10 protein-coding genes and 1 pseudogene are annotated in these 13884 nt (G+C 68.7%); 2 read left to right on the top strand and 9 right to left on the bottom strand.

The window, feature by feature from the left end:
- Nucleotides 1-65 precede the first annotated feature (65 nt).
- From AA983_RS08945 to AA983_RS08915, 7 genes are all read right to left on the bottom strand, one after another.
- Nucleotides 66-1865, bottom strand: coding sequence for an LpqB family beta-propeller domain-containing protein (locus tag AA983_RS08945; RefSeq protein ID WP_047311911.1), 1800 nt, complete (start codon nt 1863-1865; stop codon nt 66-68).
- On the bottom strand, nt 1862-3640 hold the full coding sequence (mtrB, locus tag AA983_RS08940; RefSeq protein ID WP_047311910.1) for an MtrAB system histidine kinase MtrB: 1779 nt from the start codon (nt 3638-3640) through the stop codon (nt 1862-1864). Before mtrB ends, AA983_RS08945 begins: the two co-directional genes overlap by 4 nt.
- A complete protein-coding gene (mtrA, locus tag AA983_RS08935; protein ID WP_082128821.1) occupies nt 3621-4304 on the bottom strand; it encodes an MtrAB system response regulator MtrA in 684 nt (227 codons plus the stop codon). Before mtrA ends, mtrB begins: the two co-directional genes overlap by 20 nt.
- Nucleotides 4305-4776: 472 nt before the next feature.
- The gene (gene ahcY, locus AA983_RS08930; protein WP_047311909.1) at nt 4777-6240 is read right to left on the bottom strand and encodes an adenosylhomocysteinase; all 1464 of its coding nucleotides are present in this window, start codon (nt 6238-6240) and stop codon (nt 4777-4779) included.
- A gap of 184 nt (nt 6241-6424) precedes the next feature.
- Nucleotides 6425-7399, bottom strand: coding sequence for a DUF808 domain-containing protein (locus AA983_RS08925; RefSeq protein WP_047311908.1), 975 nt, complete (start codon nt 7397-7399; stop codon nt 6425-6427).
- A gap of 105 nt (nt 7400-7504) precedes the next feature.
- Nucleotides 7505-8545, bottom strand: coding sequence for a cation diffusion facilitator family transporter (locus AA983_RS08920; RefSeq protein ID WP_047311907.1), 1041 nt, complete (start codon nt 8543-8545; stop codon nt 7505-7507).
- A gap of 38 nt (nt 8546-8583) precedes the next feature.
- Nucleotides 8584-9213: a TetR/AcrR family transcriptional regulator gene (locus AA983_RS08915; RefSeq protein ID WP_052947034.1), complete on the bottom strand. Its 630-nt coding sequence runs from the start codon at nt 9211-9213 to the stop codon at nt 8584-8586.
- A 34-nt stretch (nt 9214-9247) separates the two neighbouring features.
- Here AA983_RS08915 and AA983_RS15810 point away from each other — a divergent pair.
- Nucleotides 9248-9760 (top strand): annotated as a pseudogene (locus AA983_RS15810) (serine hydrolase domain-containing protein).
- Nucleotides 9761-10027: 267 nt separating this feature from the next.
- On the opposite strand, the gene mtr reads toward AA983_RS15810, so the two are convergent.
- On the bottom strand, nt 10028-11413 hold the full coding sequence (gene mtr / locus AA983_RS08905; RefSeq protein WP_047311905.1) for a mycothione reductase: 1386 nt from the start codon (nt 11411-11413) through the stop codon (nt 10028-10030).
- 95 nt (nt 11414-11508) lie between these two features.
- Complete coding sequence (locus AA983_RS08900) at nt 11509-12153, bottom strand: response regulator transcription factor (protein ID WP_047311904.1); 645 nt, start codon at nt 12151-12153, stop codon at nt 11509-11511.
- Between the two features lie 96 nt (nt 12154-12249).
- On the opposite strand from AA983_RS08900, the gene AA983_RS08895 reads away from it, so the two are divergent.
- Nucleotides 12250-13842 carry a GAF domain-containing sensor histidine kinase gene (locus AA983_RS08895; protein ID WP_047311903.1) on the top strand — a complete coding sequence of 531 codons (1593 nt, stop codon included), beginning with the start codon at nt 12250-12252 and terminating at the stop codon, nt 13840-13842.
- Nucleotides 13843-13884: the final 42 nt, after the last annotated feature.

Here is a 13884-nt window from a genome sequence, read left to right as displayed (position 1 = left end):
GCAGCCGAGAACACCGACGTGTTGTGGAAAGGCCGGTCCGACGACGTGGTGGGACGTATCTCCCGTCACGGGTTGGGGACGATGACGTCCCCACGCGAGAGAAAGCTGCTCCACGACGAGCCCAGCCGTGTGAAAACTGTCTGGTTCGACGTCCGGACGAACAGCCCGTCGGAGCCACGCAGCGTGCTCGCGAGCCCGTCGCCGTGACGCACGACGGCGAGCGGCTCGACGACGTCGTCGATCGTCTGCAGCGCCGGTCGCTTCGTCCCGTCGATCGTGCCGAGGACCGCGAGGCTCGTCGCGTCTGCCCACACGATGCTCGTCGGGTTCTTCACGCCCCGGGCCGCGACGTGGGCCGGACCGAGGCGGACGGGGCGGCCCTTCGCGTCACGTTCCACCGCTGCCAGAACGGCGCGGCGCCCCTTCGGGTCCTTGACGATCATGGCGAGACGTTGGCCCTCGGGGGACATGCTCAGCGACTCAACCTCGCCTTCGCCGAGCCACGGCACCTGCAGCCGCACCGGGGCCGCGCCGGCCTCACTCGCGGACGTGTCGACGGCCCACACCGACGCGTCGCGCACCTTCGAGTCGGACCTTCCCGACTCCGCGTTGGAGAACGCGTGTCCGGCGGTCCACAGCCAGCCGCTGGCATCGAACGCGGGGCGTACCAGATCGGTACCGAGCGAGTCGAGCGTGACGGCGCTGCCGTTGACCCATCGTCTGATCGAGGTGCGGTCCTTCGAGACCGCCGCGATCTGACGTCCTCCTTGGCCCGCTGCCAGGAACGTCCAGTTCGCCTCGACGGCGGGAAGCGACGGTCGTCCGCGCGCCGCTGCTTTCGTCGTGCCGGAGACGGCGTCGTTCGCGGACGCCTGCGTCCAGGCGAGGTAGGTGCCGCTGCGGGAGATGACGGTGTCGACGCCGCCGGTCGGGAGGCGATATCCCACGTCCGAGACCTCGTCGACCGAGCTGGGAAGGTTCTCGGCCTCCAAGCGGGTGGCGCCCACCGTGAGGTTCAGCGTGCCCACCTCGGGTGCCTGAAGAAGAGTGGCGGTCATGGCGGCCCACAACGCCGTGCGCTGGGCGTTGTCAGCCCCGCTGGCCTGCTTGGACAGGTCGACCTGGGCGGTGCCCTCGCGAACGGGCACGGCGTCCACGGCGAGACGTGTGCCGTCGGGAGCGCTCTGTTCGACGGCCGGTTCGAGCCATGCGGGCGGCGCGGACAAGGACGCTCGGGCGAGCGCCGTAGCAAGGCCCTGACGTGGCAGGACGCGGGGGTCGGCGATGAGGACCCGTCCGTGGCGGGCCGGATAGTAGACGTTCGCCCTCGTGAAGAGACGGGTGACATCCGAGTCGCTCATCCACACGCCGAGGTTCGGCGGCAGGTCGGTGAGGCGCCATCCTGCGGAGGTCTCGCGGACGGAGAACTCGAGGGTTCGCTCGTACTGATCGGAGCGCTCGAGGTGACCGTCCGGAGAGATCGTCGCGACGACGGGAATCCGCAGCCGAACCTTGCCCGTCTCCGGTCGGGTGGCGACGATGTCGCTCTCTCCACTGAAAACGGTCACGGCGGAACCCGGCTTCCACGCGGTGGAGGCCTCGGCCGTCAGGAAGGTGCGAGCCGCTGCGTGGTTGTCCTGCGACGACATCTGTGCCCGCACGAACCCCGTGGCGATGGAGCGCGGATCGTCGAAGGAGGACGCCGTGAGCGGCTCCACGGCGAGCGGCTCGTCGACGGCTCCGGCGTCGACGGCCTGACCGGCGCGCACCCCCGTCGTCGAGGGCAGGCCGATGCACCCGCTGAGAGTGATGACTGCGGCGAGGGTGAGCGCGGACAGACGCGCTGGACGGCTGAGGCGGCTCATTCGTCACTCCTCGGCCGGGCGACGGCTTCGCCCTCGAGGGTCGGGGGCAACGCGTTCGTGGCCTTCTTGGTGCCGATCGTGCTCGGGTAACCCGAGACGAGGCGCGCACCGCCGTCGGAGGTGCGCATCGTGCCGCTGGCGATCTGCTTGGGCGCGGTGACGCTGGAAGGCTGCAACGGCCCGGGGCTCGAGGCGATGGGGATGCCGGGGTGGCGCGGCAGGGTGAGGCGGAAACAGGAGCCCTCCCCCGGCGCACCCCAGGCTTCGAGGAAACCGTCGTGCAGGCGTGCGTCCTCGAGGGAGATGGAAAGGCCCAGGCCGGTGCCCCCGGTCGTGCGCGCACGAGCCGGGTCGGCCCGCCAGAATCGGTCGAAGACCTTGTCCGCCTCGCCCTCCTTGAGACCGATGCCGTAGTCGCGGACGCTGACGGAGACCGCCGTCACGTTCGAGCGGACGATGACGACGACCGGCGCGTTCTGCCCGTGCTCGATGGCGTTCGACACGAGATTGCGCAGGATGCGCTCGACACGGCGGCGATCGATGGGCACCTCGACGTCGGTGGGCGCGTCGAGCACCAGTTTGACGCCCAGCTTCTGCGCCAGTTGCTCGTGCATGTCGATGACATCGGCGGCGAGGGCGGTGAACGACACGGGAGTGCGGCTGAGGACGGCGCCACCGGCGTCGAAGCGGCTGATCTCGAGCAGGTCGGCCAGCAGCGCTTCGAACCGGTCCAGTTCCTTCGACAGGAGCTCCGAGGAGCGGGCCACGTGCGCGGCGAAGTCACCGCGGGAGTCGTGGATCATGTCGGCGGCCATGCGGATCGTCGTCAGCGGTGTACGCAGTTCGTGCGACACGTCGGAGGTGAAGCGCTGTTGCAGGTGCGACAGGTCTTCGAGCTGGCCGATCTGACGCTGCAGGCTGGAGGCCATGGCGTTGAAGCTCGTCGCGAGACGGGCGATGTCGTCCTCGCCGCGCACGCGCATGCGCTCGTCGAGATTGCCGGCGGCGAGGCGTTCGGAGACGTGGGCCGCAGACCGAACGGGCGTGACGACGAGCCTCGTCGCGAGATAGGCACAGGCACCGATGAGGAGCACGAGGCCCAAGCCGCCGGCGGCGAACGAGTTGCGCACGATGCCGAGCGACTGGGCTTCCTTGTCCATCGGAAAGACGAGGTAGAGGTCGTACGCGCCCGCGTTCGGGATGTTGACGCGGGAGCCGACCATGACTGCGGGCACGTCACCGCCGTCGGCGTGGTGGAGGGTGATGATCTTCGTCTGCTGGTGCGCAGGGTCGCGGGCGAGCGCGCCTCGCACGTCGGCGGGGGGCGTGATCTCGCCGGCACCGGCGGTGCTGACGCGCGGGATACCGGGGCGTGCGTTGTCACCGGCCCGCATGAGGACGACGAGTCGCGAGGTGTCGTCGAGGGGGCTGGAGATGCGTCGCACGGAGTCGCGCGACAGGTTGTACAAGGTGGTGAGGTCGGTCTTGTCCGTGGCGTCGAAGGCGTTCTGGACGTCGGCCGTCTCGCGCAGCGCGACCTGCTGGGCGGAGCTGGTCTTGCTCCGCACGAGACCGTCGGCAATGCCTTGGTACATGAGGGCACCGACGGCGAGCACCACCGTCAGCCCCATGAGCATCGTGAGGCTGATGACGCGGAAGTGCAGCGACCGCCGCCACGTGCGACCGAGGAACGCGGCGAAGCGTCGGGCGCCGGCGACGACGGCGGAGAGCGCGCGTCGGGCGGGTCCGCGGCGCTCAGGACTGCTGGGCGGCACCGGCCTTGTATCCGACTCCGCGGACGGTCAGGACGATCTCGGGGTTCTCGGGGTCCTTCTCGACCTTGGAGCGCAGGCGCTGGACGTGAACGTTGACGAGGCGCGTGTCGGCCGCGTGGCGGTAGCCCCAGACCTGCTCGAGGAGCACCTCGCGGCTGAAGACCTGCCAGGGCTTGCGGGCGAGGGCGAGAAGGAGGTCGAACTCGAGCGGCGTGAGGGAGATGGCTTCGCCGTCGCGGGTGACGGAGTGGGCGGCGAGGTCGATGACGAGGTCACCGATGGCGACGATCTCGGGCTCGTTGTCTCCACGGCGCAGGCGGGCGCGGACTCGGGCGACGAGTTCGGCGGGCTTGAAGGGCTTGCTGACGTAGTCGTCGGCGCCCGCTTCGAGGCCGCCCACGACGTCGAGTGTGTCGGTACGCGCGGTCAGCATGATGATGGGCACGACGGATTCGGCGCGGATCTTGCGGCAGACCTCGACTCCGTTCATGCCGGGCAGCATGACGTCGAGCAGGACGAGGTCGGGCTTGAAGTCGCGGAAGGACCCGAGCGCTGCGGAGCCGTCGGCGACGTGGGAGACGTCGTAGCCTTCGCCGCGCAGGACGATGCCGAGCATCTCGGCGAGTGCCGGGTCGTCGTCAACAATCAGCACACGGTTGGTCACTGTCTGCCCCTTTCAAGATGCTCGGGCGGTGTGCCCGGGCGTCGCCCGGCTCATTGTCACACACAGGTAACGGTGGGCGGCTGCACGCGAGCACGGCGCGCCCCCCTCCCCCGCGTCGGGGTGCGGCCGCTTGGCCGATCGGGACACAATCCGCATCGACGCCCCTTGAGCATCTGAACTGCCATCCGTCAGGACCGAACCTGCCACAAGGAACCGTGCTCACCTCGGCGACCACGAACTGGTGACAGCCACACGAGAGCTGCCCACCTCGAGAAGTGGACGGCCGCGTGTCGCACCGAGCGGGACGAGTGAGCTTGCGAACTCGTCCCGCCGAAAGACGCGCCATGATGCGTGTCGCACCGAGACAGGCCCGATAGGGCCTGGCCGGAAGACGCGCCAAACAACACCTGACCCGAAGATCGTGCGGGCGCCGAGCGAGCTTGCTCGCCGGGCGCCCGCACGATCGAAGTGGTCAGTACCTGTAGTGCTCGGGCTTGTACGGGCCGGCGACGTCCACGCCGATGTATTCGGCCTGGTCCTTGCGCAGTTCGGTGAGTTCGACGCCGAGGGCGTCGAGGTGGGCGCGGGCGACCTTTTCGTCGAGGTGCTTGGGGAGCGTCTTGACGAGGGGCTTGCCGTTGGCGCGGTAGGCGTCACCGTTGGTGAACAGTTCGATCTGGGCGATCGTCTGGTTGGCGAACGAGTTGGACATGACGAAGCTCGGGTGGCCGGTGGCGTTGCCGAGGTTCATGAGGCGGCCTTCGGACAGGACGATGATGGAGCGGGCTTCCTCGTCACCGTCGGCGGGGAACGTCCACTCGTGCACCTGGGGCTTGATCTCGACCTTGGCGATGCCGGGGATCTTGGCGAGGCCGGCCATGTCGATCTCGTTGTCGAAGTGGCCGATGTTGGAGACGATCGCCTTGTTCTTCATGCGCGACATGTGGTCGGCGGTGATGATGTCGAAGTTGCCGGTCGTCGTGACGAAGATGTCGCCGTATTCGCAGGCCTTGTCCATGGTGGTGACCTGGAAGCCTTCCATCGCGGCCTGGAGCGCGCAGATGGGGTCGATCTCGGTGACGACGACGCGGGCGCCCTGGCCTGCGAGCGCCGCGGCGACGCCCTTGCCCACGTCTCCGTAGCCGGCGACGACGGCGACCTTGCCGCCGACGAGGACGTCGGTGGCACGGTTGAGGCCGTCGAGCACGGAGTGGCGGGTGCCGTACTTGTTGTCGAACTTGCTCTTCGTCACGGAGTCGTTGACGTTGATGGCCGGGAAGAGCAGTTCGTCGGCGCGCGAGAGTTCGTAGAGGCGGTGGACGCCTGTGGTGGTCTCCTCGGTGACGCCCTGGATCTGCTCACCGATCTTCGTCCACTTCGTGGGGTCTTCGGCGAGGGTCTTGCGCACGAGGGCCTTGAAGACGCTGAACTCCTCGGAGTCGTCCGCGGTGGTGGGCGGCACCTGGCCGGCCTTCTCCCACTCCGTGCCCTTGTGCACGAGCATCGTGGCGTCGCCGCCGTCGTCGAGAATCATGTTCGGGCCCTCGTTGCCGGGCCAGGTGAGGATCTCGTTCGTGCAGTCCCAGTACTCCTCGAGCGTCTCGCCCTTCCAGGCGAACACGGGCACACCCTGCGGGTCGTCGACGGTGCCGTTCGGGCCGACGACGACGGCCGCGGCAGCCTCGTCCTGGGTGGAGTAGATGTTGCACGACGCCCAGCGCACCTCGGCGCCGAGGGCGGTGAGGGTTTCGATGAGGACGGCCGTCTGCACCGTCATGTGCAGCGACCCGGCGATCTTCGCACCGGCGAGCGGCTTGCTCTCGCCGTACTCAGCACGCAATGACATGAGACCGGGCATCTCGTGCTCGGCCAGGCGCAGCTGGTGACGGCCGGATTCGGCGAGTGAGATGTCGCGGATCTTGTAGTCGAACGGCATGGTGGTCTGTTTCCTTCGCATTCGGTGACTCGAGATTCCGGCGTGCCCCTCTGGGCTGCTCTCGTGCATGGGTTATCGCCCGCGCCGACTGGCCGTGAGTCTACCGGCCACCTCCGACACGGCCACGTCGAACGGCCGCCGCACGGGACGCGCGACGGCCGTTCGAGAGGTGAGGTGCGGCAGCTCAGTGCGCGGGCGCCTCGCCCTTCGACTTGGCACGAGCGGCGAGGATCGGCGTCACGATCAGCGCGACGATCGTGCCGACGATGAGCCCGAAGATGCCGCTCGCGACGGTGTTCGTGAGCCATCCGAGCACGCCGCCGAGTGCGCCAGTGGCCTCGTGCACCGCTTCTTCGACGTGATGGACGGCCGAGTACAGCGGGTGGAAGCCGAGTTCGTCGGTGCCGACGAGAAGGATGTGGCCACCGACCCAGAGCATCGCGACGACGCCGACGGTGGACAGGAACGCCATGACCTTGGGCATGAGGTTGACGAGGAAACGGCCGAACTTCTCGCTCTTGCCGCTGTCGATGAGGCTGAGGCCGACGTCGTCCATCTTCACGATGAGCGCGACGAAGCCGTAGACGAGCACCGTGATGAGGACGGCAACCACGGCCAGAATGATCGCGCGCGAGACGAGCGGCTGATCGGTGACCGACTTCAGGGCGATGACCATGATCTCGCCGGAGAGGATGAAGTCGGTGCGCACGGCCCCGCTCACGACCTCGTCCTCGTCGACCTTCTCCGTCGCGACGTCCTCGCCCTCGCGCTCGGCAGCGCTCTCGTGTCCGTGCTCGCGGCGGTGCTTGAGGGCGTGGATGATCTTCTCCGCGCCCTCGAAACACAGGTACGTACCGCCGAGCATGAGCAGGATCGTCACTGCGATCGGGAGGAACTCCGAGAGCACCAGCGCGATCGGGAGGATGAAGAGCAGCTTGTTGCGTAGCGAGCCGATCGCGATGCGCTTGATGATCGGCAGCTCTCGCTCGGCCGCGAGGCCCTGCACATAGCGCGGCGTGACGGCGGTGTCATCGATGACGACGCCCGCTGCCTTGGCACTGGCGCGACCGGCGGCAGCGGCCACGTCGTCGGTGGAGGCCGCCGCGAGGCGGGCGAGCGCTGCGACGTCGTCGAGCAGCGCGAAGAGTCCGCCGGCCATCAGTGACCGCCTCGGGTCTCGACGCGGACCGGGCGAACGTGCTCTCGATTCATGGAGCCAACCTTAGAGAACGTCGATGCGTCCCTGCGAATGCGCTGAGCAGACCTATCGGTCGTCGGGTCGCGAAGGGCCGACGTGCCACTCCCCCGGAGCGTTCTCGCGCTGGGCTGACGTGACGTGCCCGATGCCGCCGCTCGCGTCCCCGCCGGTATCGACGTCGGGCTCGAGGTAGACGAGCATCTGCAGGTCGGGATCGACGCGCCGGGCGGCCTGCTGCGCCGCGTCGATGGAGCGCACGATCTCCGCACCGCGCGCCTGCGGGTCGATGGCGATCTTGGCCGCCACCATGAGCTCGTTCGGGCCGAGGTGGGAGGTCTTGAGGTGAATGACACGCTCGATTCCGTCGGCGGATTCGATGGCACTACGGATCTCGCGCACCGTCTCCGGGCGGGCTGCCTCACCGAGGAGCAGGGAACGCGTCTCGCGAAAGAGGAACGCCGCGACGGCGATGAGGAGCAGACCGATGAGCCCGGCGCCCACGGCGTCCCAGATGCCGTTCTCGGTGAACACCGCCAGGCTGACGCCGAAGAGCGCGAACGTCAAACCGGCCACGGCAGCCGAGTCCTCGCACAAGAGCACCGGGAGTTCGGGGCTCTTGGCGTTGCGCAGGAACGAGCCCCAGGACTGATCGCCCTTCTCCTTCTTGGCCTCGCTCACCGCTGTCATGAGCGAGCGACCCTCCATGAGGATCGAGGCGACGAGCACGACGATGGGAACCCACCACCACTTCTCGTGGGTGCCCGGGTGCGGCGCGTCCGGCAGAGACATCTCGTGGTACTTCTCGTACGCCTCGTAGAGCGAGAACATGCCGCCGACGCTGAAGATGACGATGCTGACGACGAAGCCCGCGACGTAGCGCTCCCGCGCGTAACCGAAGGGGTGGAACTCGTCGGCATCCTTGCGGGCCCGCTTGCCGCCGACGAGCAGCAGGATCTGGTTGCCCGAGTCGGCCACCGAGTGGATGGCCTCGGCCAGCATCGAACTCATGCCGGTGAGCATCCAGGCGATGAACTTCGTCACGGCGATGCCGAGGTTGGCCGCCAGGGCCGCGAAGATCGCCTTGTTGCCGCCCGAAGAGTCACTCATACGAGCAGCCTACGGTCCACAAGCCACCCCCACGAACGTCAGCTCCCGTATTGCCGACAAGGGTTCGAGAACGTCGAAGCGCATTCCTGGGCCAGAACTCGACGCACCCGGGCGACCTCGTGGGCGTCGTCACGCAGAAGGAGCGTTCGAGCGAGACCTCGGGTCACCGCGAGCAGGCGCCGCGCTTCGTCGTCCGGGTCGACGCCCTCTCGCGCCTCCCCGCACTCCTCGGCGTTGACAACGGCCTCACGCAGCCGTGCGAGCAGGACGTCGTCCGTGCGTTGCCACGCCTCGCGCAGGCTCGGCTGTCGAAGCGCCACGGAACTGAAGTGGTCGAAGAGGATCGTCTCGTCTCGGCGATCGTGGTCGAGCGGAAGGAACTGTGTCAGGGCGCCGAGCACCATGTGTTCGATCCGCCCCCGCGCCTGTTCCTCGCTCGCCACGAGCGTCTCGATCCGCCCTTGCTGTACCTGCAGGGTTCGGTCGTAGGCGTCGGCGAGCAGGACGTCCTTGGAGGCGTAGTAGTGCTGCACCAAGCCCACCGAGACACCCGCACTCGCCGCGATGCGGCTCATCGTCGCGGCCTCGGGCCCGTCACTGGCGACGAGGTCACGCACCGCATCGATGATCTGCGTGCGACGAGCGTCGTGGTCGGCGGTTCTCGGCATGGACTCAGCGTAGCGACCCGTGCACAATAAAAATATGCGCATATTTAAATGGCGATTGTTGGCACTCCCCTTCCTCCTCCTCGCACTCACCGTGGGCTTGCTCCGGCCCGGTGCCGCGTCTGCTCTGCCGGCTGCCCCCGCAGACACTGACCCGCAGAAGTTGGCCCGCGAAACCCGCGAACGCCTCGGATGGCCCGGCCTTGCCATGCGTGTCCTTTCTCGGGACACGATCGAGACCGAGTACCTCGCGGGGACCGACGGCACCGGCAGGCCTCTCACCGCTGATTCGGCGCTGCCTGTGGGGTCCGTCTCTAAGTCCTTCACAGCTCTGGCGGTGCTGCAGTTCGCCCACGCCAGCGACGTGTAGCTCGACGCACCGGTAGCGCGTTACTTCACCTGGATACCGAACGACGAGACCACCGTCCGCGATCTCCTGACGCATCGCAGTGGCCTGAGCGCCCGCGAGGGGCTCGACGCAGCGGAACGCTACGACAACAGTTCCCGGGCGGTGACGACCCGTTGCTCAGGTGGTCGCCGTGGGCACTGAGCGCGCTGGCGGTCCTTCTCGTGTTCGGTGCAGCCACGTGGGCTCGACTGACGCGGCTCGGCGGGCGCATACGTCGACATACCCGCGCCTGGGCTTGGGGGTTCTCCGTCGCCTCCGCGCTGCTGGCGAGCGCCGCCTGGTACGCACCCCGCGCGCTCGGACACGATCGTCGGCAACGCATGATCTGGTTGCCGGATCTGTGGTGGGCCACAACCGCTCTGTGCTGCGCGGGCGTCCTCGCAGCGCTCGTCGTGACGGTGAGCGGGATCAGGCGTCGTGGGGCGGGAACTCCAAGCCCAGGAGGGCGTTCTCCAGCACCTCGGTGAGGGCCGGGTGAATCCAGTACTGGCCGCGCGCCATCTCGTCGGCAGCCAGACCGAACGACATCGCCTGGATCGCCGGCTGGATGAGCGTCGAGGCGTCGGGGCCGACGAAGTGGACACCGAGCAGCTTGCGCGTCTCCTTGTCGGCGATGACCTTGCAGATGCTGGAGGTGTCCTCGAGCGCCCAGCCGTAGGCCGTCGCGCCGTAGGCCTGCACCTTGACGGTGACGTCGTGGCCTGCGGCGCGCGCCTGCGCCTCACTCATGCCGACCGTGGCGACCTGCGGGTGGGTGAAGACCGCGCTCGGCACCACGTCGTGCGGGAACGGACGGAGGTCGTTCGGGTGGACGAGGTTGTGCGCGACGCAGCGTTCCTCGGCGTTGGCGACGTGCTTGAGCTGGAACGGCGAGCTCGCGTCACCGAGCGACCACACGCCGTCCACGCCGGTGCGGCCGTACTCGTCGACGACGACGCGACCGTCGGGGCGCACCTCGACGCCGGTGTTCTCCAGGCCGAGGTCGTCGGTGTTCGGTCGGCGGCCGGTGGCGACGAGAAGCAGATCGCCGTTCACGGTGCGGCCGTCCGAGAGCGCGAGTTCGACGCCGTCGGCGCCGTGGCCGGCCGACGTCAGCTCGGCGTTGCGCACGAGCGTCCACTGGTTCTCGACGGCGTTCGTCAGGGTCTGGCTCACGTCGTCGTCCGCGTGACGCAGAACGCGCTCGCCGCGCAGCACCATCGTCACGTCGACGCCGAGTGAGCTGAAGACGTGGGCGAACTCGAGCGCGATGAAACCGCCACCGACGATGACCAACGACGAGGGCAGGTCGGCGATCCGCATGACGGTGTCGCTCGTCTCGTACGGCACGCCCGAATCGGTGATGACCGCGGGGATGACCGGGCGGGCACCTGTGGCGATGACGATCTGGTCGCCGGTGACCTCCTCGTCGTAGCCGTCGACGCGCAGGCTGTGGTCGCCCGTGAAGCGTGCGTGGCCTGAATAAACGGTGGTGTTGCCGTCCTCGGAGCCGCGCTCGCGGTACTCGCGTCCGCCGAGCGCGATCGGGTCGATGCGCCCGAACACGCGCTCACGGATGTCGCTCCAGCGCACGTGCTGCACGGACGCGTCGACACCGAGGCGCGAGGACTCGCGTGCGCTGCGGGCCACCTCGGCGGCCTGGACGAACATCTTCGTCGGGATGCACCCGACGTTGAGGCACGTACCCCCGAACACGCCCTTCTCGATGACGGCAACCTTCTTGTCCGCGAAGTCCGGCGTGACGAGGGGGTTACCGGAACCGGTACCGATGATGACGAGGTCGTAGTGGGCCATGAGGTCAACCTTAGACCCCGACGCCAATCGGCCGCAGCACGCGAAAATCCGCGTCGTTACTGGCGAGACCGGCGTCACACCGGCTCGCGCGCAGGTCAGTCGTGCGGGTGGCGCAGGCGCTCCATGAGCACCGCGGCCTGGGTGCGCGATTCGAGCCCCAACTTGGACAGGAGGCTCGTGATGTAGTTCTTCACCGTCTTCTCCGCCAGGTGCAGGCGCCCGGCGATCTGACGGTTCGTGAAGCCCTGCGTGATGAGGTCGAGCACACGCTTCTCCTGGTCGGTGAGCGCGGCCAGCTCGGGGCGCAGCATGACGTCCTCGCCGGTCAGGCGCGCGCGGATGCGGTCGGCGTCCTCCCCCTTGAGCAGCGACTCACCTGCGGCGACGCGTTCGATCGTCTCGACGAGGTCGGCGCCGCGCACCTGCTTGAGAACATAGCCGCTCGCACCCGCGAGGATCGCCGCGAGGAGGGCCTCGTCGTCGTCGTAGGACGTGAGGATGAGGCAGCGGATGTTCTCGTCCACGCTGCGCACCGCGCGGCACACCTCCATGCCCGTGCCGTCGGGCAGACGGCCGTCGAGGATCGCGACGTCCGGGCGCGCAGCGGGGATACGACGGATCGCCTCGGCGGCGCTCCCACTCTCACCGACGACCTCACAACGCCCGGAGGTGGAAAGGAGCTCGGCGAGCCCTCGGCGCACGATCTCGTGATCGTCGAGCAGATAGACACGAACAGCCATGCCCCCATTGTGGACGCCCGTCCCCCCGGAGGGGACGTGTGCGGCGAAGTCTGCGGGGAGCCGCTCGTCACACCTGGCGCCCCTAGACTCGCGTGCATGGTCACTGCATCGCAGCCCGCCTCGCCCCGCAGCCCGCGCGACGACGATCGCAGCCCCTCCCCCGACGACGCGCTGCTCACCGCCGTCATCGACCTGAGCAAGGACCTCGCGCTGCGACCGTTGCTCCACCGTTTCGTCGAAACGGCGGTCGACCTCACCGACGCCGAGTACGGCGCGCTCGGCATCCTCGACGCCGACGGCGGTTTCGAGGACCTCGTCCTCCACGGCATCGACGCCGAAACGGCCGCGCTGATCGGCGACGGGCCGCACGGCAAGGGCGTCCTCGGCGCGATCATCCACGAGCCGCACACCCTTCGGGTGGCCGACATCAGCCGTCACCCCGAGAGCGTCGGGTTTCCGCCCAACCACCCGCCGATGAGTTCCTTTCTCGGCTGCCCCGTCGTCATCCGTGGGCAGGTCTACGGCAACATCTACCTGACGAACAAGCGCTCGGCGAGCCAGTTCAGCAACCGCGACGAGCGAGTGCTCGAGGCCCTCGCCGCGGCGGCCGCCTCCGCGATCGCGCACGCTCGCACGCTCGCCGAGGCAGAGGCCCGTGAACGCTGGCAGAGGGCCGCGGCCGAGGCCGTCGCCCTGCTTGCGAAGCTGCCGCCCAAGCAGGCGTGGCCGGTTGTCGTCGAGCGCTTCGATTCCATCCTCACCGCCGACCACGTCGAGTACGTTCCCGTGCATCGCATGACGGAGCGCCTCGGCCAAGACCTGGCCGACGACTTGGCGCTGCGCCCGGATGCCCGTTTCCTCTCCGGCGCCAAGGCAGCCGCGCTCGTCGACGACGCCAAGCGCTCGGCGCTGCTCGTGCCGGTGACTGCTGAGGAGGCCTCCCCCAGTCTGCTGCTCATCGCGTGGGACCGGGCGCTTCTCTCGATCGCGCCGGAACCGCTCGAGGCGGTCGGCCAGATGCTCTCCGACCGCCTGTCCGTCGCGACGCTCCTCGCCCACCAGCACGCGGAGTCCGAGCGCGTGGCCATCCTCGAGGACCGCGACAGGATCGCCCAGGATCTGCACGACCACGTCATCCAACGCCTCTTCGCCGCCGGCATGCGGGTGCAGAGCGTCATGCCGCTCGTCGGCGACACCGTGGCCTCCGAGAAGCTCGACGCCGTGGTCACCGACCTCGACGAGACGGTGACGGACGTGCGTCGCGCGATCTTCGACCTCAAGCAGGGAGGCGTCGCGCTCGCGCTGGCCCGTAGCATCGACCAGCTGGCTCAGCAGGGCAGCGACGCGCTCGGGTTCATGCCCTCAGTAGCCGTGGGCGGCGACTACTGGACGCTCGACGACGCCCTCGTCATGGACATTCTCGCCGTGGTGCGCGAGGCACTGAGCAACGCCGCCCGGCACGCCGGAGCGTCGGCGGTACGGGTGGCGCTCGACGTCGGCGAGGACGTCCGCCTCAAGGTGACGGACGACGGCGTCGGGCTGCCCGAGCACGTCGAGCGCCGCTCGGGGCTCGACCACCTGGTCGCGCGCGCCGAGCGGTGGGGCGGCTCGTGCACGGTGCGGGTGAGGCCGCGCGGCGGCACGGCCGTCGAGTGGCGGGTGCCGCGTCGCCGGCCGACCGAGGCCTGAACACGGCCCGCGTCCGCCCCACGTCCACCCCGGGACAACGAC

The organism is Dermacoccus sp. PE3, assembly GCF_001021715.1.
In the GTDB taxonomy this organism is placed as follows: Bacteria; Actinomycetota; Actinomycetes; order Actinomycetales; family Dermatophilaceae; genus Dermacoccus; species Dermacoccus abyssi.
The sequence above is the reverse complement of the archived record's forward strand: the minus strand, read 5'-3'. Positions and strand labels throughout refer to the sequence as shown.

Bases quoted from the DNA above. Each gene is read 5' to 3' on its own strand.
- AA983_RS08945 (WP_047311911.1), bottom strand. From the start codon at position 1,865: ATGAGCCGCCTCAGCCGTCCAGCGCGTCTGTCCGCGCTCACCCTCGCC.
- ahcY (WP_047311909.1), bottom strand. From the start codon at position 6,240: ATGCCGTTCGACTACAAGATCCGCGACATCTCACTCGCCGAATCCGGC.
- AA983_RS08925 (WP_047311908.1), bottom strand. From the start codon at position 7,399: ATGGCCGGCGGACTCTTCGCGCTGCTCGACGACGTCGCAGCGCTCGCC.
- AA983_RS08920 (WP_047311907.1), bottom strand. From the start codon at position 8,545: ATGAGTGACTCTTCGGGCGGCAACAAGGCGATCTTCGCGGCCCTGGCG.
- AA983_RS08915 (WP_052947034.1), bottom strand. From the start codon at position 9,213: ATGCCGAGAACCGCCGACCACGACGCTCGTCGCACGCAGATCATCGAT.
- mtr (WP_047311905.1), bottom strand. From the start codon at position 11,413: ATGGCCCACTACGACCTCGTCATCATCGGTACCGGTTCCGGTAACCCC.
- AA983_RS08900 (WP_047311904.1), bottom strand. From the start codon at position 12,153: ATGGCTGTTCGTGTCTATCTGCTCGACGATCACGAGATCGTGCGCCGA.
- AA983_RS08895 (WP_047311903.1), top strand. From the start codon at position 12,250: ATGGTCACTGCATCGCAGCCCGCCTCGCCCCGCAGCCCGCGCGACGAC.